The sequence below is a fragment of the Grimontia kaedaensis genome (genome assembly GCF_023746615.1).
GTDB lineage: Bacteria > Pseudomonadota > Gammaproteobacteria > Enterobacterales > Vibrionaceae > Enterovibrio > Enterovibrio kaedaensis.
Genome location: NZ_CP082275.1, coordinates 297653 through 318955, shown reverse-complemented (window position 1 = coordinate 318955; position 21303 = coordinate 297653). Strand labels below are relative to the sequence as shown.

Here is a 21303-nt window from a genome sequence, read left to right as displayed (position 1 = left end):
ACCTTTGCTCAGTAATGAATGTGTCTTCACTGTACTACCTGCTCGTTAAATACGGTCAATGCCCAACGCTTGCCACCACGGCTTAGCGTTACGCGCTCTTCATTGATTTGGCTGACAACGTAGCCATTGATGCTTTGGCCTTTCCCCACGCTCTTGCCATTCATCACGGCAGAACAACTGCCATCGCTAGCACACAAAATCGCGTCCAGTTTTGGCAAGCGATATACCTTTTTCTTTGCTGGCTGAGAGGAGGGCGTAAAGCCCAGTGGCGCTGTCGGATCACTCTCTGCTAAAGACGTTATCGGCAGCAACAGCGAAAACATAATCAGAACGCTATTCAGTAATTTCATTTTTGCCCCCGATAAACACAGCACTTTCACCCAGGGTATAAACCTCAATGGTGACTTCAGCCTTCGGGTATTCCTTCACGCTGTAGTCCACGCTTTGCCAGTAGTATTTGACGGGCAAGGCCTCCAGCGCACTCAGGTAATCGACAATATCGAAGTAACGCCCTTCCAGCGTGATTTCGACAGGATGGATGTAGTAACCCGCATCCTCAGTGTCTGTCAGTTGTTGCGGTGGCAAGGAGTTCATTGATACCAGCGTCAAACGCTCAGACTGTCTCAGCACGGCTTCCATCAATGAAGACATTTGGGCCGCAGTAACCAAACCATCCACCTTACGCTCCATTTCGCTATCAAGCGCTGAAATGTCTTGATTGAGTGTTGCCAGCTCAGCTTCAAGCTCAGTGTTCGGTGAGGTGTGCAGCTTTTCCTGCTTCAGACGATTGAGTGTCACCAAGTCTTCGGTCGTGCGCTCTGACTGAAGAATCTGCGTTTCTAGCTGGCCCAGCGTCTTACTTACAGGCTCAATAAAGAGGAGCAAACCCAAGCCAAGAATCGCCATCCAGCCTGCCAGTGCAATCATCCACTGTTCACGGACGCTCAGTGCATCAAACGCGTCTTTACCGCGGGTGAGTAGTGCATTCATTTCGCGCTCTCCCCACTTTCACGTTTGGATACCAGATTGAAGTTCAGGCGATTTTTCTCATCGCGGCTCAGCGCCATTTGTTCAAATACGCGATCTGCCAGTGGTGGCTGAGAATTGAATGTCTGCAGCCAAGCCGGAACAGAAGCAGGAGTGGCAGCCAGTCCGCTCAAATCGAGCGACTGTTGATTAACAGAAATAGAAGACACGGAAATATCGCGGCGAGAAAGTGAGGCCAGTGCGCGGAAGGTATCTGCATGACCTTGCTGAAGTGCAACGTCATGCTGTTTCACCGCAGCCAACGCACGGCGCTTAGCCTCAATGGCGGCTTTTTTCTCGTTCACCTCATTGGTCAGGCTTACCGAAGGCAGATGCAAAGCCATTTGCTCGTTAAGCTCATCGGAAAGACTTTGTGCACTCTGTCGCTCGCTGTCTGCCAGTGAAAAGAATTTCTCAGCTTGCGCCAATGAAAATTGTTGGTAAGCAGCCACTAACACAATCAGCAGCGAGGTTGCGCCCCATACCAGCAGCATTTTTTCGAATGTCAGCAGCGGCGCTTTGGGTGACAGGTCGTCGCTAAACAGATTCACATCCGGGGAATAGTCGTGGCTTAGCGCGGCCATCGCAATGTGTTGATGATGGGCACCGGTATCAAAAAGCTGCTGTGGACGCACGGCCACAGAAAGACGTGAAGACAGTTGGAACGCCAACTCGGTATCATCAATGCCGTGGACACTGACGACCAGCCCTGTCACTTGCGCACTTTTCAATTGTGAACGCAGGTAATCAAGTGAACGCTGCACTTCCAGTGCCAAGTCATCAACAACCATAGGTGGCATCATTTGCCCTTCCAGCATCACACCACGAATCTGACGCTGAAAACAAAGCTTGCCAAGATGGAAAGCAGCAAGTTGCAATACGCCATGGCTGTCACGGCTCAGCACCATCTCGGTTTTATCCAGTTGTGTCCACTGACGCAACGCTACATCTTCAAGCGATACGTTAGTGAGTCGACACTGACTTTTCTCCAGCGCTTTACTGAACTGGACAAGTGGCAGTTTATGGCAAACAAACGCCTGGAAACGGTTAGCTACCGGTGAGCTGAAGCCATCGGCAACAATGTCCGACGGCGAATCAGAAATGAAGTCTTTGAGCTGGAATGGCAACGCCGCGCGCTTGTCTTCATCAGACAAACCGGGATCATCAATCAACAGGGATTGATAGAGGCCATGCCCGAGCACAAGATGCACGTCTGCTTTGCTGATCCCATGAAGGGAAATCAGTTTTATCGCTGCCGTCCACGGGTCAGATTGAGTAACGGTTTGCGCATCCAGTTGCGTCTTTCCAATATTGTCCTGATACGCGATCACGACCTTTTCGGCGGATACGACCAAGCTAACAACATCCCGTTGTTTAACCGGGGAAAATTTTGCAAAAAGAGTAGAAACTGCCATCTGCACCTAAAATCTGCTCGGGGAAATGTTAAAAAAGTGTTTGAAGTACACTATATTCTATCAAATTTCCCGCCAAAAAATAAGTATTCGTGCGACAGTTTCATGACGCAATTGAGCGTTTTATGAACAATGCTCGATCCATATCATTGTTTGCGCCAACGTTGCCTCTTTCGCGTGGCTGGACTAGAAGAGAGTTCCGCACCGAGCAAACGGCCCTGCCCGCCCATAACCCCAAGTTGTAGAAGTATTTTCCACTCCGGCTGGGATTCAACGCCTACTGCCAGCACTTGCGTTGGTGTCGGGTCACAGGCGCCCAACATGCTACGGACATATAGTTGGTTTTCTGGTCGCTGGTGAATGTCGCGAATAAGGCTTCGGTGGAGCTTGATGTACTTCGGTTGGATATCTTTGACGTAGTGGGTACTTACCACAGAGCGACCAGCTTGATCGACCACCACCGTGCAACCCAGCGCGCGAACCATGCGCAGTGTTGGTCTTACCGCATCGAAATGTTTTACCAGCGGGGCCTCAGAAATTTCAATTTGCAGACGGTTCAACACGCTGCGCGGGGTTTGTAGCAAGGTGTCACGCAGCCAGATTTGGTAGGCGCGTTGACCCATCGATTCGGCGCAGACGTTAATGGACAATACTTCACGCCCATCACCCGTCCGAAGAAGGTGAAGGGCTTTACCCACCACACGCCTATCTAACGTGCTGTTCATCCCGACCAGATCGATACCGTTCATAAAGCGGGATGCTTTAATGATCAGGCCATTTTCATCTTTGATGCGTGCGAGCAACTCAGTGTGCAGCTCCTCGCCTTTGACATCTTTCACTACTTGACGATAAAGGTCAGGGCCACCCGCTTCAAACACACGGGTCAACAAAGTTCGCCAGCGAACGCTGCCACGGGCATCGTCTGCCACAACATCTTTCTTAAACGCATACCAGCCATTGCTGCCCTGAAGCACAGCGCTACGTTTCGCCATGTCGGCCTCTTCCATCAGGCGGCCCCGGCGCTCACCGGTGGAAAAGAAGGTTATACCTAGGTGCACCCAGTTTTCTTCTTCAAGGCACTCAGGCGGCGTCAGGCGCTCCAGTGCTTTCATCAATTGGGTGGCAAACAGACGGGCGTCTTTGGCAGACTGGTGCGTCAGCAATACCGCAAATTCGGTGTCGTAATAGCGTGCAAGTACAGCATCAGGGAAACGAAGGATGGCGTTAGACAACACGTTACCCACTTCTTTCACCCATTCGTCTGCGCCTTCTTTGCCTGACTCATGCAAAAGGGTGTCCCAATCACCAATACGGATCATCAGCACAGCACCCTGCGCGCCTTTATCTTGCAATAGGGTTTGCAGACGGTTGTCGAACATCACGCGGTTAGCTGCGCCTGTGAGTTTATCCAGGAAGGTGTTGGAGCGGATAAACGTATCAAAGCGACTACGTTCCTGACGCGCTTCGCGAAGCTCTGCAATCATCTGGTCTAGTGCGATACTAGCCGTTGCCGGCCATTCCCGTTCGTCACCAGTATGCACTTCTTCCGCTCGCCCGGCTAAGATCAATCTACCTCGATGCTCTAACAGTTCGGCACCGAAAAGCTGGGTTCGAAGCCATCTGATACCCCAGGAAAGAGCCAACACAATGACTAATACTGCAAGGGAGAGCGAGGACATTGCCCCTATAGAGTAAGCGAAGTCCGCATATGGCGGCACCGATTTGATATTAATGTAGAAGCCGGGATTGCTCGGCAGAGCGTAGCGGTTTTCAATGAGCTCCAGGGGCTGGGCTGTTGTGTGGATCTGTTCGTAATGATACAGAAGCCCGGTCTTACTGGTGATTTCCAATTCGACAATGTCGCTGGCTTTTAGAAGTTGAGGTAACCACAAGCCAATATTTTCATTGGATGTTGGGTTCGCAATCGCATGATCAATTTCAACCACGACTTTACTGAGATAATGGGAGAGGAAATCCGTCCCCAGCTTGCGAAAACTGATTGCGCCGCCGATAAAAAGCACGAACATGGCACAAACAACAATAAGCGTTACAAAAGCGACCAACCTGTTGGTCAGCTTCATCCCGGCAACTTTTCTCATGTACTATCCAAATGAAGGGTTTTGCTGATCCCTTCTCAGCAAAAATAAGTTCAGAAGGCCAATCGGCCTCGAATTAGTTATTATCGTTGTTCCCGTTATGAAAGTGAACGCAAAGTCGATACTCGGTTGATAATGAGTCAATAAATGGATTGGATTACCTGCGCGAAAAGTTATGTCACTGTGGTAGAGATGGGCTCGCTGGCACAGGCCGCGACCAAGCTCAACACATCAAGCTCTGCACTTTCCAAGCGTTTGGCCTGGCTGGAAAATCAGCTTGGGGTTCAGTTGTTAAAGCGCACTACCCGCACGCTGACCATGACCGATGCAGGACGCTTGTTTTATCAGCGCGGAAAACTGCTGCTAGATGACTGGACGCAATTAGTCTCTGAAACCACATCCACTTACGGTGAAGTTAGCGGCGTGCTGCGAATTGGCGCGCCTCTGGCTACTGGCAGTCGTCTTTTGGTTAACAATATCGGGGAGTTCCTTTCGGCATACCCGAATATTCAGGTGGAGCTGCATACTCTCGCACCGGGGCAGCTCCCAGACCCCAATCTAGACGTGGTTATCACCCGCGAATTGGCAGACTTCAACTCAGCAAGCTTTATCGCAACCAAGCTGTTTGATTTCCAGCCGCGCTTTTTTGCCTCGCCCACTTACCTTGCGCAACATCCGCCGATTGTCGATCCCGAGCAACTCTTGCATCACAATTGCCTACTCTATGGCTCCACCAGCCACCCACAAGAGCACGAGTTTGAACATGGCAGAAAGCTGCGCTTGAGTGGAAACTTTGTCTCACCAAACCCAGAAGCACTGGTGAATGCTGCTGTTGCTGGGCTTGGGATCATTCTGGTTGGGGATGTGACGGTAAGAAAGGAGCTAGATCAGGGTTTGTTAGTACCTGTACTGCCAGACGTTCGTCAGCCGAAAAGCGCAGCTTACGCCTACTATCCGAAACTTGAGTACAACCACACCAAAACACGATTATTCATTGATTTCCTTAAGCAGAAGGTCGGCCATTGAGCCACTTTCACAACTTCCCAAAAAACAAAACCCCGCGATAAGCGGGGTTGTGAAGATTCGAATATCGCGATGATTAGAACGGGATATCGTCGTCGAAATCTGGCATATCGTTGTACTGCTGAGGCGCCTGTTGTTGTGGCGGCTTCTGATGCGCAGGTTGTTGCTGTTGCGGCTGGTAGTTCGACTGCTGAGGTTGTTGCGGCTGACCCCAACCACCTTGCTGTGGTTGTTGTTGCATTGGTGCACCTTGGCCCATGCCACCACCTGAACGGCTATCCAGCATCTGCATTTCGTTAGCAACGATTTCTGTTGTGTAACGGTCCTGACCATCTTGACCCTGCCATTTACGGGTTTGCAGGCGGCCTTCAAGATACACTTTAGAACCTTTCTTCAGGTATTCACCCGCAATTTCAGCCAGGCGACGGTACATTACAACACGGTGCCACTCGGTCATTTCCTTGTTTTCACCAGTGTTTTTGTCGCGCCACGTTTCTGAGGTTGCAACGGTCAAATTGGCAACCGCTCCGCCATTTGGCAGGTAACGAACTTCAGGATCGTTACCCAAGTTGCCAATCAAGATAACTTTGTTTACTCCACGGCTGGCCATATTTTGCTCCCAAACCTTTATTTATTGATCACGTGGGTGACGGTAAACGGCGATGATAACAGAAGCAAAAAAAATCGTCACAATCTTTAATGTCGACAGTGTGACTGAAATGCAACCTGATGAAATCTACTATGTAAGAATGAATTCTGTTACGCAGAAATCAGCGCCTGAAATCAAATTGTATTAGACTAACAATGAGTTTGGGCGTGTTTTACACACAAAGCTTCGGTTGTTAGTTCTAAAAATGATACGAATCGCATTGTCATTGAGCTTTAGAATGCTGCGAATGCGTTTTCATAGACGGGAACACACCGTCGGAATGCAACTAGCATAGTTACAGGCATTTAGGGATACACATGCAGAACATCGAGACTACCTCAGACAAATACACGATACTCCTCGTCTCAGAGCCAAGCATGACCATCACAGCTTTGATTTCTTGCCTGGAGAAGGAAATTAAGAGCGCTGTGTCTTTGGTAGAGAAACAAGAAATCAGTGAGAAACTCTCTACATCTTCTGGTCTGGTGCTAATTGATCTGAGCGCTTTTGAAGGCGATACCGTTAGCTTCGTCAAACAAAGCCTCGCTCCTTTCAGCGAACAACATGTGTTTGCACTATTTAATGCGCATGACCTTTCCGCGAAGGAATTGGCAAGCTGGCCGTTTATCAAAGGCGTATTCAAAAAAGAAGATGATCTAGAGCACCTTTGTCACGGCATCGAAAAAATGCTGTCTGGCGAATACTGGTTGCCACGTCAGAAACTGGCTGAGCTCATTCACTATTACCAACAGAACAACAACAACGCCATCGACTACTCAGAAATCTGCCTGACCAACCGTGAGCAGCAAATCCTCCGCAAACTGGTCACCGGTGCTTCTAACAGCGAAATCGCAGATAGCTTGTTTGTATCTGAACACACAGTGAAATCGCACCTCTACAACATCTTTAAGAAGATTAACGTGAAGAACCGTGTTCAAGCTGTGTTCTGGGCTAAGAACAATCTGTCAGTTATCGGTTTGGACTATCAAGGCTAAATTCCCACGGCCCCCACATTCACTGCGGTTTTCATCAAGCAGGGACGCCGTGTTCTGCAGTGAACACTTTCTGGCCTGAGATTAACCGCTAGATTTACTTTCACTTAATTAGATCCGTCTAATATTCATTCAGAACTGAGACAAGCCCCCGCTCGCCAATGCGTCACAGTTATAAATGCGATGCGATGACACATCTATTCACTCGTCGACGTGCGCATCCCCCTTATTTGACAAACGTAATCTCACTCACAGAGGGTTAGCATTATGAGCGTAATCTTAGGCACAGATCTGGCCGACACATTTGGCAGCACAAATGATGATAATTTATTTGATCCGCTTTTCGAAGACGATGTCATCTTGGGCATTGGTGGTGATGACGTGGTCTAGGGCGGTAAAGGCAATGATGTCCTCAACGGCGGTATTGGCAACGACTTACTCTACGCCCGCGGAGGCAGCAATGTGCTCTTTGGTGGCAAAGGGGATGATGCATTAATCAGCGGTAAGGGAGACGATTTCCAGTTCGGTGGTGAAGGTACAGATGTCTTCATGTTCGACAACATTCTCGGTAAAGGTGAGGGCAATGACCGTATTACCGACTTTGAAATCGGTACCGATTTAGTTTGGACCCGCGCAACCGGTGATACCGATTTTGCTTCACTGAGTCTGACTCAGGTCGGCAATAACACACTCCTCAGTCTGGCCGATGGCTCAAGCATCATCATGAACAACATTGATGTTGACGACCTATCAGCCAGCGACTTCAACATCATTTAATCTCTTTTATATCAGAGAATTAACATCAGTCAGCAGAGTTCTACTGCCTGATCTCATTCCTCTAACACTGTTTCTCCAAATCACAGAAGCCCTCTATGCGTCTCATACCAAGGCAATAAATCTGTCATACAGATCAGACAGTAATCTCGCTCATTAAATCACTATTGAGACAATTTTCTCAACGCATTTCCTGCAAAGTGGTATCGCGGCTAGTTGGGCGTGGTCATACCTGTCTGCCAGTCGCCGATGTGAAGAAGTGAAAAGTCACCTGAGCATCGTTAAGACAAAGGTAGGTAGTATCAAAAGGACATATAAAAAATGGCTGATATTGTAGGAACCAATAATCCAGAATCACTGGAAGGAACAAACGATGCTGATGTGATCAACGGCCTAGGTGGCGATGATCGCATCGTAGGTTTTAACGGCGATGACCAAATCCTTGGCGGTGCAGGTGACGATCTGGTCATCGGTGGTAAAGGCGACGACCTGCTGAAAGGCGGTGAAGGCGACGATGTACTGCGCGGCGGTACAGGCGAAGACAACCTCCAAGGTGGTGAAGGCGACGACAAGCTGCTTGGCGGTGAGGGGAACGATACCCTTTACGCAAACAGCGGTAACGACTTCATGTACGGCGGCAGTGGTGATGATTGGCTGTTTAGCGGTACTGGAAACGACTTTCTCTTCGGCGGCGAAGGCGCTGATACTTTTGTTTTCCAAAATCTTTTTGATGAAGGTACTGGCCATGACCGCGTTGTCGATTTCGAAGTCGGCATCGATACACTGGTAATCCGTGCAACAGGTGATACCGACTTTGCATCACTGGACATAAACCAAGTGGGCAGCAATACAGTAATCAATCTTGCGGACGGCTCAAGCCTTACTCTAAATAACATCACCGCAACAGACCTGTCAGCGGACGACTTTAATATCGTCTAACTCAGGCAAGCTATACTCAAGACAACCAGTATCTTTCTATGCTGGTTGTTTTTTTTGGGCTCATTAAACCTTTCGCTACGTGGCTGTATCCATACGTATAGCGATGCAACGTCATCGGATATAACATGTCTCTCACTACACAAAAGCAATTAGAAAACACGCTTGGGCAATGCAAAAAGGCACTGATTTTCGTTATCGCATTCAGCTTTGTTATCAACATACTCGTGCTGTGCTTGCCCATTTACATGCTTCAGATTTACGACCGTGTGATCAGCTCCCGCTCCATCGACACGCTGCTGCTGCTCAGCATGATCACCATTTTTGCCCTCTTGACTATGGCCGTGCTGGAAAATGTACGGACCCGCCTTATGGTGCGCATTGGCGCCTGGTTTGATGAAAGCCTGTCCCCAGATATCTTGAGTGGTAGCATTGCTCTGCAACTGCGCCAGGGACTTTCCGCTTCGGTACAGAGCCTTCGCGACATTGCTGCTATCCGCGCCTTTATCGGTGGTAATGCCATCATTCCAGCACTCGATGCACCGTGGACACCGGTTTTCCTCGGCTTTGTTTTCCTGCTTCACCCTATCCTTGGTGTGATTGCGACCGTCGGTGCCTTAATCCTGTTTGCTATCGCCATCATCAACGACATGGCCACACGCCAGGCGCATAAGAAAGCGAATGAGGCATCTATTCTAGCAATGCAGCAAGCGGAATCTGCAGCAAGAAATGCCGATGCGATCGAAGCCATGGGCATCATGCCAAACTTCATCAAAAGCTGGACGTCACTCAACAGCGAAAGTATTCAGGGGCAGGTCACGGCGAACTCTAAAGGTGCATTACTAACAGCCTGTTCCAAATTCATCCGCATGCTGCTGCAAATCTCGATGCTGGGTGTGGGGGCCTACCTTGTTATTCAAAACGAAATGACGGCAGGTGCCATGATTGCAGGTTCAATTCTGATGGCACGTGCGCTGGCGCCGGTTGAACAGTCTATCAGCGCCTGGGGCACAGCGATTTCTGCACGTCAAAGCTACCAGCGCCTGAAAGAACAGATCCCGGCTTTCCCAGAACGCGCGAAATCTATGCCGCTACCAAAACCGAAAGGTCTGATATCGGTTGAGAAAGTCACTTACTTTCACCCGGGCGGCGCTGAGCCTGTACTGCATGGCATTAATTTCAAGCTGGAACCAGGTGAAGCCCTTGGTATTATCGGCCCTTCAGGAACAGGTAAATCAACGCTCGCACGTCTGATGCTCGGCAACCTGACACCGACAGCCGGTACCGTGCGCCTGGATAACATGGATGTGGCCAAGTGGGACCCTGACGATTTAGGCCCACATTGCGGCTACTTGCCACAGGATGTAGAGCTCTTCCCTGGCACTCTTCGCCAGAACATCGCACGTATGTCTGAAGGTGACCCAGATATGGTCATCCATTCAGCGAAACTGGCGGGTTGCCATGAGCTTATTCTTCGCCAGCCAAAAGGCTACGACACCGTCGTTGGCGAGCGTGGCTTGGGACTTTCCGGTGGTGAACGCCAGCGTATTGCCCTCGCTCGTGCGCTTTATGGCGACCCTAGCCTGATTGTGCTGGATGAGGCCAATGCAAACCTAGATGGTGTTGGTGAAGCGGCACTGCAACGTGCGATTGCCTATCTCAAATCCCGCAAGGCAACCATCATTCTGGTTGGACACAGACCAAGCATGATGCAGTCCATGGACAAACTATTGGTTCTCCAGGATGCTCAAATCCGCGCCTTTGGTGAGCGCGACGAAGTACTGAAACCGCTCCTTGAGCAAAGTGCAGCCATCGCTCAGAAAGGAGGCCAGAAATGAACGAGATCCCATCCATCAAACGCCTGATTATTATCGGCTTCGGCACCATCGCACTCTTCTTCGGTACATTTGGTATTTGGTCTATCTTCAGCCCATTGGAAGGCGCATCGATTGCACAGGGTGTGGTTACCGTTGATAGCCAGCGGAAAACCGTACAGCATCTTGAAGGTGGTATTATTGAGAAAATGCTGGTGACTGAAGGGGCGACGGTCGAAAAAGGCCAGCCTTTGATTTATCTCGACAAAACCCAGCCAAAGGCTCAGTTGGAGCAGCTAACTTCCCGTCAGCGAAATGCCCTGGCGCGTGAAGCCCGTCTGATAGCTGAGCGTGACAATCTCGAAACCATCACCTTCCCAGAAGAGCTCGAGACAGTACGTAATAATCCTCGTGTCGAAGAGCTACTGACCAACCAAATGCGCATCTTCACCGCCCGGCGCGGCTTCTCTGAATCACAGAAAGAGATCATCAACAAGCAGCTGGCACAGAACAATGCGGAGCTTGAAGGCCAGAAGAAGCGTCTGGAAATTGAAAAGCGTCGCCTCTCGATTATCGGTGAAGAGATTGATGGTAACCGTCAGCTTGCAGAAAAAGGCTTTGTGAGTAAAACACAAGTATTACGACTGGAGCGTGAAGAGGCACAAATCCTCAGTACCATCAGTCAACTTCAGGCAAATGCCAGTCGTTTGGCTCAGAATGTAGCAGAGAGTCAGGCACAGCTTAGAGAGCAGGAACTGGAGCGCATTAAAGAGATCGTTGAAGGTCTGCGTGAAAGTCGCCAGGAGCGCTACGATCTCGATGAACAAATTGCTTCTTCGAAAGATATCCTCAACCGCACCACGATTTCTGCACCGTTGTCTGGCACGGTATTGAATCTTCAGGTTTTTTCTGAAGAAGGAGTTATTACTCCCGGGCAACCATTGCTCGACATCGTCCCCAGCAATGAGGGGCTGGTGATCGAAGCCAAGGTAGATCCTTCTGATATCGATCAGGTTCGCTCCGGCATGAAAGCGCAGATCCGATTGACTGCGCTCAGTATGCGAAGCGTAAAGCCGCTGGATGGTGAGCTTCTTACGGTATCGGCAGACCGATTAGTCGACGAGCAATCAGGCCTCGCTTATTACCTTGCCCGGGTCAAACTCATTGATAACGTTAGCGATATTCTGGAAGGCATTGAACTGTATCCGGGAATGCAGGCAGAGGTCATGCTTTTGACAGAACCACGCACGCCAATCGAATATTTACTGAAACCACTCACAGAAAGCTTTAATCGCGCATTTCGTGAACAGTGATCTCTGTCATGAGCCACTCAGTCTTTTCTAAAACTTAAGGCTGAGTGGTAATGAAATACAATCAAATTCGCGTGAATTCAACATCCGTTAAATTCAACGCCAAGTCTCAATTTCAACACATCGCCACGGCATTTGTGGAATAGAAGTCACCTGCTGTCTGTATTTCTGAACAGCCACTGATGACTTGGTGAATAGTGTAATGACAGGGAAGTACAAATGTCACACGCCAAAATCGGACAAACTTCATCTTCTCTGCTCAGTCGCATACTGGTTTACTTACACCTCAGAAATCGTGAGATACGCAATTGGTTGAAAGTCAAACCTAAGCTAGCGAGCTTGGAATGCGTGGTTTACTTTTTAAATATAAGAAATGAAATAAACACGTGCTCGGAAAGGGGCTGCTCACAAAAGAAGAGTTGAAAGCATGGACAGTAGAAAAATTCGCACACACGGCGCAGAGTTTGCAATACTCTATCGGCTGTGTGACTTGGCCGTTATCAGCGGCACACTCGCAATTGTTAGCCAGCTCTACCTCGGTTCAGTCAGTGAAGCCTGGTTGCACCTTGCTACACTAATCTGTATTTTTTATTTGCTGTTTGCTGAAAGCTCCCACCTTTACCGTTCTTGGCGTATTAGTAACTTCCAAGGGCAAGTGGTCGCTACGTTGCTACCGTGGTGTGGCGCTTGTTTGCTGCTGGTTGCCTACTTCTTTTTTTCGAAAAGCGGTAGTGAGTTTTCCCGCGTTGTAATGACACTATGGTTTGCAGGCACAGCAGTCGGTCTTGTCCTATGGCGCTTTATGGCGAGAGCAGCACTTAGCCGCCTGCGTAATCATGGCTTCAACACCCGTAGCGCTGTCATTATTGGTACTACCGCTAATGGTGTTGAGTTGGCGCAGGAATTTCAGCGCAATCACACGCTTGGCATCACGCTACTTGGGTTTTATGAAGACCGCAGTAGCGACCGTATTGAAGGCACCCTGCCCGCTCCTATGCTGGGAAAAGTCAGTGATGCACTTGAGCTAGCCCGTCAGGGTGAACTTCAGCACGTCTACATCGCCATGCCAATGCATGCTAAAGACCGCATCGCCCGTTACCTGAACCAGTTTGCCGACACCACGGCAACGACGTATCTGGTACCGGATTTCTTCACATACAACTTACTTCACAGCCGCTGGCAGACCATTGGTCATGTACACACCTTGAGTGTTCACGACACCCCGTTCAGTGGCATAGCCGCCTGGGCAAAGCGTCTGGAAGATATTGTACTTTCTATTCTGATCTTACTCCTAATTTCCCCAGTACTGCTGGCTGTTGCGATTGGTGTGAAGCTCTCATCGCCTGGCCCAATCATCTTTAAGCAACACCGATATGGGCTGGACGGCAGCAAAATCAATGTCTGGAAGTTCCGCTCCATGTCGGTGATGGACAATGGTGACGATGTGAAACAAGCCACCAAGAATGACCCTCGTGTCACGCCATTTGGTGCATTCATCCGACGTACGTCACTCGATGAATTACCACAGTTCTTCAATGTGCTGCAAGGCAGGATGTCTATCGTCGGTCCACGACCCCATGCCGTTGCACACAACGAACAATACCGCGCCATTGTTGACCGCTACATGCTGCGCCATAAAGTGAAGCCTGGGATCACTGGCTGGGCACAAATCAATGGCTATCGCGGCGAAACCGATACCTTGGACAAAATGGAAAAACGTATCCAGTTCGACTTGGAATACATCCAGAACTGGTCGCTGTGGATGGACATCAAGATTGTCTTCGCCACCGTATTCAAAGGCTTTGTCGGCAAGACGGCGTACTAGGAGAAAAGAGTGAAGTATTCAAAACTCTGGCTCTGTATGGTGGGTCTGATGCCTTTCTCCGCAATCGCGGTAGAGCCTTTTCCTTACCAGACAGAAAACGGTATAGACATCATACCGACACTGGAAGTCAGCGGTGGTCATGATGACAATGTTCGCCGAACGGAAACCAATCCGATTGGCTCGACAATGTACAGAGTCATCCCCAAAGTGGTTGCCAAGTTTGAGAAGCGCCGCTCAGCCTACCAGTTTGATTACGAGCTGGACGCGGTGAGTTTTACCGACAGCAGTGAAGACAACTACGTTAACCACAACCTGCACGGTTATGGATTCTGGCTGTTCGATATCCGCCACCGTCTGCATCTGGACTACAACTACAGCGTTACCAGTGAAGCACGTGGGACGGGTCTGACCGAAGGCTCCAGCCTCAGAGTGGATGAACCACTGCGTTTCCGCCGCCATGATGCTTATGCACGCTATGTCTACGGTGCGAGTGGCGCTCCGGGTCGCTTGGTTGGCATTATTGGCTTTGAAGCCAAAGACTACGACGACGAAGTGTTTGTTCGCACCAACGGGGTTACCGTCGACACCAAGTTCTACAACTGGGACCAGCCTTACATAGCTAGTGAGTTTTATTACGCCGTCTCCAGCTATTTCCATGCAGTCACTGTGTTCAGTCACGAAATCCGTAGCTACGACCATGTATTTACAGGTCCAGGTGGTACGCGCGACAGCAACAATACTGAGCTATATGGCGGTCTTGACTGGGACGTGACGGGTAAGACACAGGGCCGACTCCTGCTTGGCTTACAGCATAAAGATTTCGACAGTGACCAACGGACAAACTTCCATGGGTTCAGCTGGAAATTAAACCTCAGTTGGAAGCCGACCGATTATAGCGAGTTTCGCCTTGAAGGGCTGGACTTTGCCCGAGACCCAAACCTCGAAGCAGACTACGTAAAAGATCGTTCTATCAAGGCCGAATGGGAACATAAATGGACACCATTAGTGACAACGACAGCCTCCGCCAGGTATGGAAACAATGACTATCCGGGTATTCGTAAAGATGACGACACCCAGTTTGACGTAAGCGCAACCTTCAGCATTGCACGCTGGTGGGACGTAACTGCTGGCGTCAGCTGGTTTGATCGCGACTCTACATTAACTGGCTATAGTTATGATCAAACAAGATTTTTTCTCGGCATGGAGGTGAGCCTGTGATCAAACGATTTAGCTTTATTCTTTTCGCCCTGCTGACATTTTCAGTCTCCGCGTACGCTGACAACGAGCAATATGTACTCGACGACGGTGACCGGATTTCTATCAAAGTATATGGCGAGGAAGACCTCTCCATGGACATTCTTCTCAGCACCCGTGGGCGATTTGATTATCCCTATCTCGGCAGGCTGGAAGCAGCAGGAAAAACCGTCGGACAACTACAGGAAATCATTCAAAAAGGCTTGAAAGGCGACTATCTCATTGACCCAAAAGTGACGGTCAACGTCATCCAGTTCCGTAAGTTTTATGTCAATGGTGAAGTGCATCACCCTGGTGGCTATGACTATCAACCTGGTTTAACCATTGGCAAGGCGATTGCTATTGCTGGCGGTTTCACAGATCGCGCTTCAAGAAACAAAATTCAGCAGACAGAAGCCAAAAGCGGAAAAATAGAGAACAACGTTGGCCTCTCTAAATCTGTAGGCCCAGGCGACATCATCGTTGTAGACCAGAGCTTCTTCTAAGAAGCCAGCCGAACAGAAAAGTTTTTTTGCGCACGGAAGATTAAAAGGACTAGTAAACATCATGAAACTTATCGAGCCTAACCCGGCCAATGAACCAGCGCGTCTCGATCTCAAGCGTTACGTCGGCATCATCCTGCGTTATTGGTTGCCGATTGCAATGTTCGTAGCGGCGGTTACCTTGGCTGCAACAGTGCTTATTCTTGCTATTACTCCGGTTTACCGTGCGACTGCTACCCTACTCATTGAATCGGAAGCTAACAAGGCGGTATCTATCGAAGAAGTGTATACCCTCGATACCAGCCAGAAAGAATATTATCAAACCCAGTTTGAGATCTTGCGCTCCAATCACATCGCTGAAAAAGTGATTGAAGAGCTTGGCATCGCCAACATCAGGGAATTCAATAATGAGATTGGCGAGCTTACAGGCCGCGATAAACTGCTGGCCTTTCTTCATCAAATCGGACCGTTGCAGCAGTTCCTTCCTGAGCCGGTTTCTCCGTCAGAACTGACAGATGAGGCCGCTGCCCGTCAGGCCGTTCTAAACAAATTTAAATCTCACCTGACGATTGAGCCTATCCGCAATACGCAGCTGGTGAACATCCACTTTGGATCTATTGATCCTGAATTGGCAGCTAGCGTTGCCAATGCCATTGGTCAGGCTTATATCGAGTCCAACCTTGAAGCACGTTTGGTGGCCACCCAAACCGCCTCGTTCTGGATCACCGAGCGCCTTACCGAATTGAAAGACAATGTGGACGTGACCGAACTTGCGCTTGCCAAATTTCTGAAAGAAGAAGGACTGATCGAGCTTGATGATATCGATCAACTGGCAGGCACTGAGCTGACTAACCTGTCCATCCGCGTCAATGAAGCGCGCGAACGTCGTGTCGCGGCAGAAAGTCTGTTTGACCAATTGAAAAACAACGCCAGTGCCAGTCTGATGACGGTACCGGAAATTTCTAACCACCCTCAGGTGCGTGACGTTAAAAACGCAGAAACCGATGCCGAGCGCCGCGTTTCCGAGCTTGCCAAACGCTATGGTCCGAAACATGACAAGATGATTCAGGCGCAGGCGCAACTCGACGCCGTCCGCCAGCGAATGTATTCGGTGATAAACAGCTTAGCGCAAGGCATTGAAAAAGAGCTCAACAGTGCCCGCCAGCAAGAGCGAGCTTTGGCTGCTCAGCTTGAAAGTAAAAAGCGTGACTACCAGAATATCAGTGCAAAGCGCGCTCAGTATGAGTCACTTAAGCGTGACGTTGATGCTAGCCGTCAGCTTTACGACCTCTTCCTGAATCGTCAGAAAGAAACAACGGTGGCTGGTGACTTCGACGCAGTGAACGCGCGCTTCACGGATCGTGCGGCTGTCCCTCAACATCCATCCAGCCCTCAGACGGGCAAATTGATCGTGATCAGCGCCGCATTCGCCCTGCTGCTCGGTATCGTCGGTGCGTTTTTAGCGGATGCTTACCGCAACACCATTGAAAAACCTGACGATGTTGAGGAGAAGCTGGGATTGCAGCACCTAGGATTTCTGCCCCGAGTAAAGGCGAAGCGATTCAAGAACGCACCGCTTGATCACACTATCTATTTGGATCCGGATGAAGCGCTATTCAGTGAGTCGGTTCGGACTATACGCACTTCTATTCTGCTAACGCTGACCAACAGTAAACGTAATGTGCTAGCAGTGACTTCTTCACTGCCGTCTGAAGGCAAGACCACCGTGGCGATGAGCCTCGCCCAGTCCCTTGCCAAGATGGAACGCACGCTCTTGATTGACTGCGACCTGCGAATGCCTGCTGTCGGACAACGTTATGGCTTGCCACGCAACCAAGCGGGACTGAGTAATGTATTGGTGATGGGCGCACCAGTGACAGATTGCATCTATCACGATGATGAAACGCAACTCGATATCCTGCCTGCTGGCCTGTTGCCACAAAACCCGCAGGAACTTCTGGGTTCAACCAAGTTCTTGGCACTGATCAACCAGCTAAAACAGAGCTATGACAGGATCATTCTCGACACTCCACCGGTACAGGTGGTGAGCGATGGACTGATTCTGGGGCGTCTAGCTGGTGGCATGATCCTGGTGGTGAAAGCAGAAGCGACCACGGAGAAACAGGTCAACCGATCGATCAGCCAACTTGTTCGTCATGACATCGCCATAGATGGTGTGGTGCTTAACCAACTCTCCGCTAAATATGCGGAGGAAAAATACAAGCTGCACTATGGTTATTACAACAATAATAAGCAGGATGACGAAACACTGGAAGCGAGTTAATCGCTTTCAGAACAAGGATTAACAATACCAATGAAAACCAGTTTTGATGTTTTTAACGGCGATGCTGACGGGATTTGCGCCCTGCTTCAGCTTCGCCTCGCCACCCCAAAAGACAGCATACTTATCACCGGGGTAAAGCGTGATATCGCCCTGTTGAAACAGGTCGATCCCGCTGTCGCCCAAGACGTGACTGTGTTGGATGTGGCAATGGAGAAAAACCGCGCTGCGCTAGATAACTTATTGTCACAGGGCGTGCGTGTATTTTACGCCGACCACCATAACCCGGGAGAAGTGCCGGATCATGCGTCGCTGACCACACATATCAACACCGCCGCAAATACCTGCACCAGTCTGATAATCGACAAACTGCTGGATGGCCGTTACCGCGAGTGGGCACTGGTTGGCGCGTATGGCGACAACATGATTGCTACCGCTGACACACTGGCCAATAAATCAGGCCTGTGCGATCAAGACCGCATCAAGCTGATGCAATTCGGTACTTATCTTAACTACAACGGCTATGGCTCATCGCTCAGCGATTTGCTGTTCGCACCCGCGGAAATTTACCGGCTAATGGCAGCTTATCCATCGCCATTTAATTTCATTGCTGAGCGTCCGGACGTTTACGCCACACTCGAAGACGGCTTTATCGGTGACAGCGAAAAAGCTGCGGCGATTATGCCTTACTCCGAGCGAGCAGGATCCCGCGTATTTATGCTGCCGGATGAAGCCTGGGCGCGCCGCATCAGCGGGGTTTATTCCAACGACTTAACCAACCGTGACCCGGAGGTCGCCAATGCGGTGATCACGGCAAAGGCTGACGGTAATTATCTGGTTAGCATCCGCGCACCGCTGAAAAAACGCGTAGGTGCTGATGAACTGGCTGCCTCTTTCCCAACGGGCGGTGGCCGAAAAGCGGCAGCAGGCATTAACTGCCTGCCGGCTGAATTGCTCAACGATTTTATTGATGCGTTCCACCAGCGTTACCCGCTGGATACGTAAAAAAGGACTGACCATGGTGGACATGATTTCGCTAAACCAAACCCATCTCAAGCAGCTTGAGAACGAGTCTATACACATCATCCGGGAAGTCGCCGCTGAGTTCGACAATCCTGTGATGCTTTACTCCATCGGTAAAGATTCGGCAGTTATGCTCCACCTTGCGATGAAAGCCTTTCACCCGGGTAAACCGCCGTTTCCGCTTCTCCACGTCGATACGACCTGGAAGTTCAAGGAAATGATCACCTTTCGTGATGAGTTCACAAAGCGTCATGGCCTCGATCTTCTGGTTCACATTAATCAAGAGGGCGTGGACATGGGCATGGGACCATTTACCCATGGCAGTGCCAAACATACCGACGTGATGAAAACCCAAGCGCTGAAGCAGGCGTTGGATAAATACGGCTTTGATGCCGCTTTCGGCGGCGCGCGCCGTGATGAAGAGAAAAGCCGCGCAAAAGAGCGTGTTTACTCGTTCCGCGACAAGCACCACCGCTGGGATCCGAAAAACCAGCGCCCGGAACTTTGGGACGTATACAACGGCCGAGTGAACAAAGGCGAGAGCATCCGTGTGTTCCCGTTATCCAACTGGACCGAACTGGATATCTGGCAATACATCTATCTAGAAAACATCGACATCGTACCGCTGTACTTTGCCGAGAAGCGCCCAGTGGTTGAGCGCGACGGCACTCTGATCATGGTGGATGATGACCGTATGCCACTGGAAAAAGGCGAGAAGCCGGAAATGAAATCTGTCCGCTTCCGCACGCTGGGTTGTTATCCGCTGACTGGCGCTGTCGAATCGACCGCCGCCACCTTGCCGGAAATCATTCAGGAAATGTTGTTAACCAAAACTTCAGAGAGACAAGGCCGTGTGATTGACCACGATCAGGCGGGCTCCATGGAGCAGAAAAAACGCGAAGGCTACTTCTAAAAATTATAAGCCTCGAAAACCATTTAAACATTTGCTTGCCTGCACAAGGAGTGACTCATGAGTCATAGCTCATCGCTGATCGCATCGGACATCGAAGCCTATCTTCATCAGCATGAAAACAAGGACTTGCTGCGCCTGCTGACCTGCGGCAGCGTAGATGACGGTAAATCGACCCTGATTGGTCGTCTGCTGTTTGATACCAAACTGATTTTTGAAGACCACCTGACCAGTCTTCACAAAGACAATGCACGCGTCGGTAACGCCGGGGAAGCGCTGGATCTGGCGTTATTGGTTGATGGTCTTCAATCTGAGCGTGAACAGGGCATCACCATTGATGTGGCCTACCGCTATTTCTCAACCGAAAAACGTAAATTCATCATCGCTGATTGTCCAGGGCACGAGCAGTACACCCGCAACATGGCGACGGGTGCATCTAACTGTGAACTCGCGATTGTGATGGTTGATGCTCGTAAAGGGCTACTGACCCAAACCCGTCGTCACAGCTACATCGTGAGCCTGCTTGGCATCAAACATGTGGTTGTTGCTGTGAACAAAATGGATTTGGTCGATTTTGACCAAACCGTGTTTGATTCCATCCAGGAAGAATATCAGGCAATGGCTTCCCAATTGGGCATCAAAGACGTCCGCTACGTGCCGATTTCAGCACTGGCAGGTGACAACGTGGTCAGTGCCAGTGAAAACACGCCTTGGTACAAGGGGCCATCTTTAATGGGCCTGCTCGAAGGCGTAGAAATCAGCCGCGACCAAAACCTCGACCAGATGCGCTTCCCCGTTCAATTTGTGAACCGCCCTAACCTCGACTTCCGTGGCTACTGCGGCACTCTTGCTTCCGGCATCCTGCGCAAGGGCGATACTGTGATGGCACTGCCGTCTGGTCAGCAGAGTACAGTAACCTCTATTGTGACCTATGACAGCGAGCTTGATGCTGTCGCACCTAAAAATGCTGTGACGGTAACGCTGGCAGACGAAATCGATATTTCCCGAGGTGACATGCTGGTTCATCCAGACACTGCACCGACTGTCACTGATAGCCTGAGCGCCAGCATTGTCTGGATGTCGCAGGACACTATGAAGACGAAACGTGATTATGACTTCAAGTTCGCCAGTCATAACGTGACAGGTCGTATAACCGCCATTGAGCATAAAGTCGATATAAACAGTTTTGAAACACTGCCCGCCAGTGAATTAGCGCTGAACGAGATAGGCAAAGCTAACCTTCACCTCAATGCGCCTGTTGCGGCAGATAACTACAGCCTGAATCATAAAACAGGTGCGTTCATTGTGATTGACCGTCTCACCAATATCACGGTGGGAGCAGGCATGGTGGAAGCACTCCACGCGCCACATGAACAAAAAGCAAAGCGTACCTACACCGCAGCAGAAATTGCATTGAACCGCTACATCCGCGAGCACTACCCAGAATGGGAAACCAAATCGGTCGAATGATTGGGGTGATTACGGGGATATGTAAA

General features: G+C 50.0%; 17 protein-coding genes and 1 pseudogene. 13 read left to right on the top strand and 5 right to left on the bottom strand.

Translation table 11 applies throughout. The features are described from left to right. Window positions 1-26 precede the first annotated feature (26 nt). The 4 genes from K6Q96_RS01585 to csrD form a co-directional block, all read right to left on the bottom strand. Window positions 27-350: an MSHA biogenesis protein MshK gene (locus K6Q96_RS01585; RefSeq protein WP_251877289.1), complete on the bottom strand. Its 324-nt coding sequence runs from the start codon at window positions 348-350 to the stop codon at window positions 27-29. Then, window positions 334-990, bottom strand: a complete 657-nt coding sequence (locus K6Q96_RS01580) for a type 4a pilus biogenesis protein PilO (RefSeq protein WP_251877287.1) — start codon at window positions 988-990, stop codon at window positions 334-336. Before K6Q96_RS01580 ends, K6Q96_RS01585 begins: the two co-directional genes overlap by 17 nt. Next, window positions 987-2441 carry an MSHA biogenesis protein MshI gene (locus tag K6Q96_RS01575; protein ID WP_251877285.1) on the bottom strand — a complete coding sequence of 485 codons (1455 nt, stop codon included), beginning with the start codon at window positions 2439-2441 and terminating at the stop codon, window positions 987-989. The genes K6Q96_RS01580 and K6Q96_RS01575 overlap by 4 nt, the downstream gene beginning before the upstream one ends. A 143-nt stretch (window positions 2442-2584) precedes the next feature. Further along, window positions 2585-4537 carry an RNase E specificity factor CsrD gene (gene csrD, locus K6Q96_RS01570; RefSeq protein WP_251877283.1) on the bottom strand — a complete coding sequence of 651 codons (1953 nt, stop codon included), beginning with the start codon at window positions 4535-4537 and terminating at the stop codon, window positions 2585-2587. A 144-nt stretch (window positions 4538-4681) separates the two neighbouring features. Here csrD and K6Q96_RS01565 point away from each other — a divergent pair, with 144 nt between their 5' ends. Beyond that, a complete protein-coding gene (locus K6Q96_RS01565; RefSeq protein ID WP_251877281.1) occupies window positions 4682-5560 on the top strand; it encodes a LysR family transcriptional regulator in 879 nt (292 codons plus the stop codon). A gap of 73 nt (window positions 5561-5633) precedes the next feature. Here K6Q96_RS01565 and K6Q96_RS01560 read toward each other — a convergent pair whose 3' ends face one another. Then, window positions 5634-6167, bottom strand: a complete 534-nt coding sequence (locus tag K6Q96_RS01560; protein ID WP_251877279.1) for a single-stranded DNA-binding protein — start codon at window positions 6165-6167, stop codon at window positions 5634-5636. A gap of 356 nt (window positions 6168-6523) precedes the next feature. Here K6Q96_RS01560 and K6Q96_RS01555 point away from each other — a divergent pair, with 356 nt between their 5' ends. The 12 genes and pseudogenes from K6Q96_RS01555 to cysN all read left to right on the top strand — a co-directional run bounded on the left by K6Q96_RS01555 (window position 6524) and on the right by cysN (window position 21277). Beyond that, on the top strand, window positions 6524-7201 hold the full coding sequence (locus K6Q96_RS01555) for a LuxR C-terminal-related transcriptional regulator (RefSeq protein ID WP_062665885.1): 678 nt from the start codon (window positions 6524-6526) through the stop codon (window positions 7199-7201). A gap of 264 nt (window positions 7202-7465) precedes the next feature. After that, window positions 7466-7975: pseudogene (locus K6Q96_RS01550) on the top strand (calcium-binding protein). A 318-nt stretch (window positions 7976-8293) separates the two neighbouring features. Next, a complete protein-coding gene (locus K6Q96_RS01545) occupies window positions 8294-8911 on the top strand; it encodes a calcium-binding protein (protein WP_251877278.1) in 618 nt (205 codons plus the stop codon). 125 nt (window positions 8912-9036) lie between these two features. Further along, window positions 9037-10746: a type I secretion system permease/ATPase gene (locus K6Q96_RS01540; protein ID WP_251877276.1), complete on the top strand. Its 1710-nt coding sequence runs from the start codon at window positions 9037-9039 to the stop codon at window positions 10744-10746. Beyond that, window positions 10743-12035, top strand: a complete 1293-nt coding sequence (locus K6Q96_RS01535; RefSeq protein ID WP_251877274.1) for an HlyD family type I secretion periplasmic adaptor subunit — start codon at window positions 10743-10745, stop codon at window positions 12033-12035. Before K6Q96_RS01540 ends, K6Q96_RS01535 begins: the two co-directional genes overlap by 4 nt. Window positions 12036-12459: 424 nt before the next feature. After that, the gene (locus K6Q96_RS01530) at window positions 12460-13857 is read left to right on the top strand and encodes an undecaprenyl-phosphate glucose phosphotransferase (RefSeq protein WP_251877271.1); all 1398 of its coding nucleotides are present in this window, start codon (window positions 12460-12462) and stop codon (window positions 13855-13857) included. A gap of 9 nt (window positions 13858-13866) precedes the next feature. Next, a complete protein-coding gene (locus tag K6Q96_RS01525) occupies window positions 13867-15075 on the top strand; it encodes an outer membrane beta-barrel protein (protein WP_251877269.1) in 1209 nt (402 codons plus the stop codon). After that, window positions 15072-15596 (top strand): polysaccharide biosynthesis/export family protein, encoded by a 525-nt coding sequence (locus K6Q96_RS01520; RefSeq protein ID WP_434802152.1) that lies wholly within the window; start codon window positions 15072-15074, stop codon window positions 15594-15596. Before K6Q96_RS01525 ends, K6Q96_RS01520 begins: the two co-directional genes overlap by 4 nt. A gap of 61 nt (window positions 15597-15657) precedes the next feature. After that, window positions 15658-17877: a GumC family protein gene (locus tag K6Q96_RS01515; protein WP_251877267.1), complete on the top strand. Its 2220-nt coding sequence runs from the start codon at window positions 15658-15660 to the stop codon at window positions 17875-17877. 30 nt (window positions 17878-17907) lie between these two features. Then, window positions 17908-18879 carry a DHH family phosphoesterase gene (locus K6Q96_RS01510; RefSeq protein WP_251877265.1) on the top strand — a complete coding sequence of 324 codons (972 nt, stop codon included), beginning with the start codon at window positions 17908-17910 and terminating at the stop codon, window positions 18877-18879. Window positions 18880-18892: 13 nt separating this feature from the next. Further along, window positions 18893-19810, top strand: coding sequence for a sulfate adenylyltransferase subunit CysD (gene cysD / locus K6Q96_RS01505; protein ID WP_289623563.1), 918 nt, complete (start codon window positions 18893-18895; stop codon window positions 19808-19810). A 57-nt stretch (window positions 19811-19867) separates the two neighbouring features. Continuing rightward, on the top strand, window positions 19868-21277 hold the full coding sequence (gene cysN / locus K6Q96_RS01500; RefSeq protein WP_251877264.1) for a sulfate adenylyltransferase subunit CysN: 1410 nt from the start codon (window positions 19868-19870) through the stop codon (window positions 21275-21277). The last annotated feature ends 26 nt before the right edge of the window (window positions 21278-21303 follow it).

Bases quoted from the DNA above. Each gene is read 5' to 3' on its own strand.
- K6Q96_RS01585 (WP_251877289.1), bottom strand. From the start codon at position 350: ATGAAATTACTGAATAGCGTTCTGATTATGTTTTCGCTGTTGCTGCCG.
- K6Q96_RS01580 (WP_251877287.1), bottom strand. From the start codon at position 990: ATGAATGCACTACTCACCCGCGGTAAAGACGCGTTTGATGCACTGAGC.
- K6Q96_RS01575 (WP_251877285.1), bottom strand. From the start codon at position 2,441: ATGGCAGTTTCTACTCTTTTTGCAAAATTTTCCCCGGTTAAACAACGG.
- csrD (WP_251877283.1), bottom strand. From the start codon at position 4,537: ATGAGAAAAGTTGCCGGGATGAAGCTGACCAACAGGTTGGTCGCTTTT.
- K6Q96_RS01565 (WP_251877281.1), top strand. From the start codon at position 4,682: ATGGATTGGATTACCTGCGCGAAAAGTTATGTCACTGTGGTAGAGATG.
- K6Q96_RS01560 (WP_251877279.1), bottom strand. From the start codon at position 6,167: ATGGCCAGCCGTGGAGTAAACAAAGTTATCTTGATTGGCAACTTGGGT.
- K6Q96_RS01555 (WP_062665885.1), top strand. From the start codon at position 6,524: ATGCAGAACATCGAGACTACCTCAGACAAATACACGATACTCCTCGTC.
- K6Q96_RS01545 (WP_251877278.1), top strand. From the start codon at position 8,294: ATGGCTGATATTGTAGGAACCAATAATCCAGAATCACTGGAAGGAACA.
- K6Q96_RS01540 (WP_251877276.1), top strand. From the start codon at position 9,037: ATGTCTCTCACTACACAAAAGCAATTAGAAAACACGCTTGGGCAATGC.
- K6Q96_RS01535 (WP_251877274.1), top strand. From the start codon at position 10,743: ATGAACGAGATCCCATCCATCAAACGCCTGATTATTATCGGCTTCGGC.
- K6Q96_RS01530 (WP_251877271.1), top strand. From the start codon at position 12,460: ATGGACAGTAGAAAAATTCGCACACACGGCGCAGAGTTTGCAATACTC.
- K6Q96_RS01515 (WP_251877267.1), top strand. From the start codon at position 15,658: ATGAAACTTATCGAGCCTAACCCGGCCAATGAACCAGCGCGTCTCGAT.
- K6Q96_RS01510 (WP_251877265.1), top strand. From the start codon at position 17,908: ATGAAAACCAGTTTTGATGTTTTTAACGGCGATGCTGACGGGATTTGC.
- cysD (WP_289623563.1), top strand. From the start codon at position 18,893: ATGGTGGACATGATTTCGCTAAACCAAACCCATCTCAAGCAGCTTGAG.
- cysN (WP_251877264.1), top strand. From the start codon at position 19,868: ATGAGTCATAGCTCATCGCTGATCGCATCGGACATCGAAGCCTATCTT.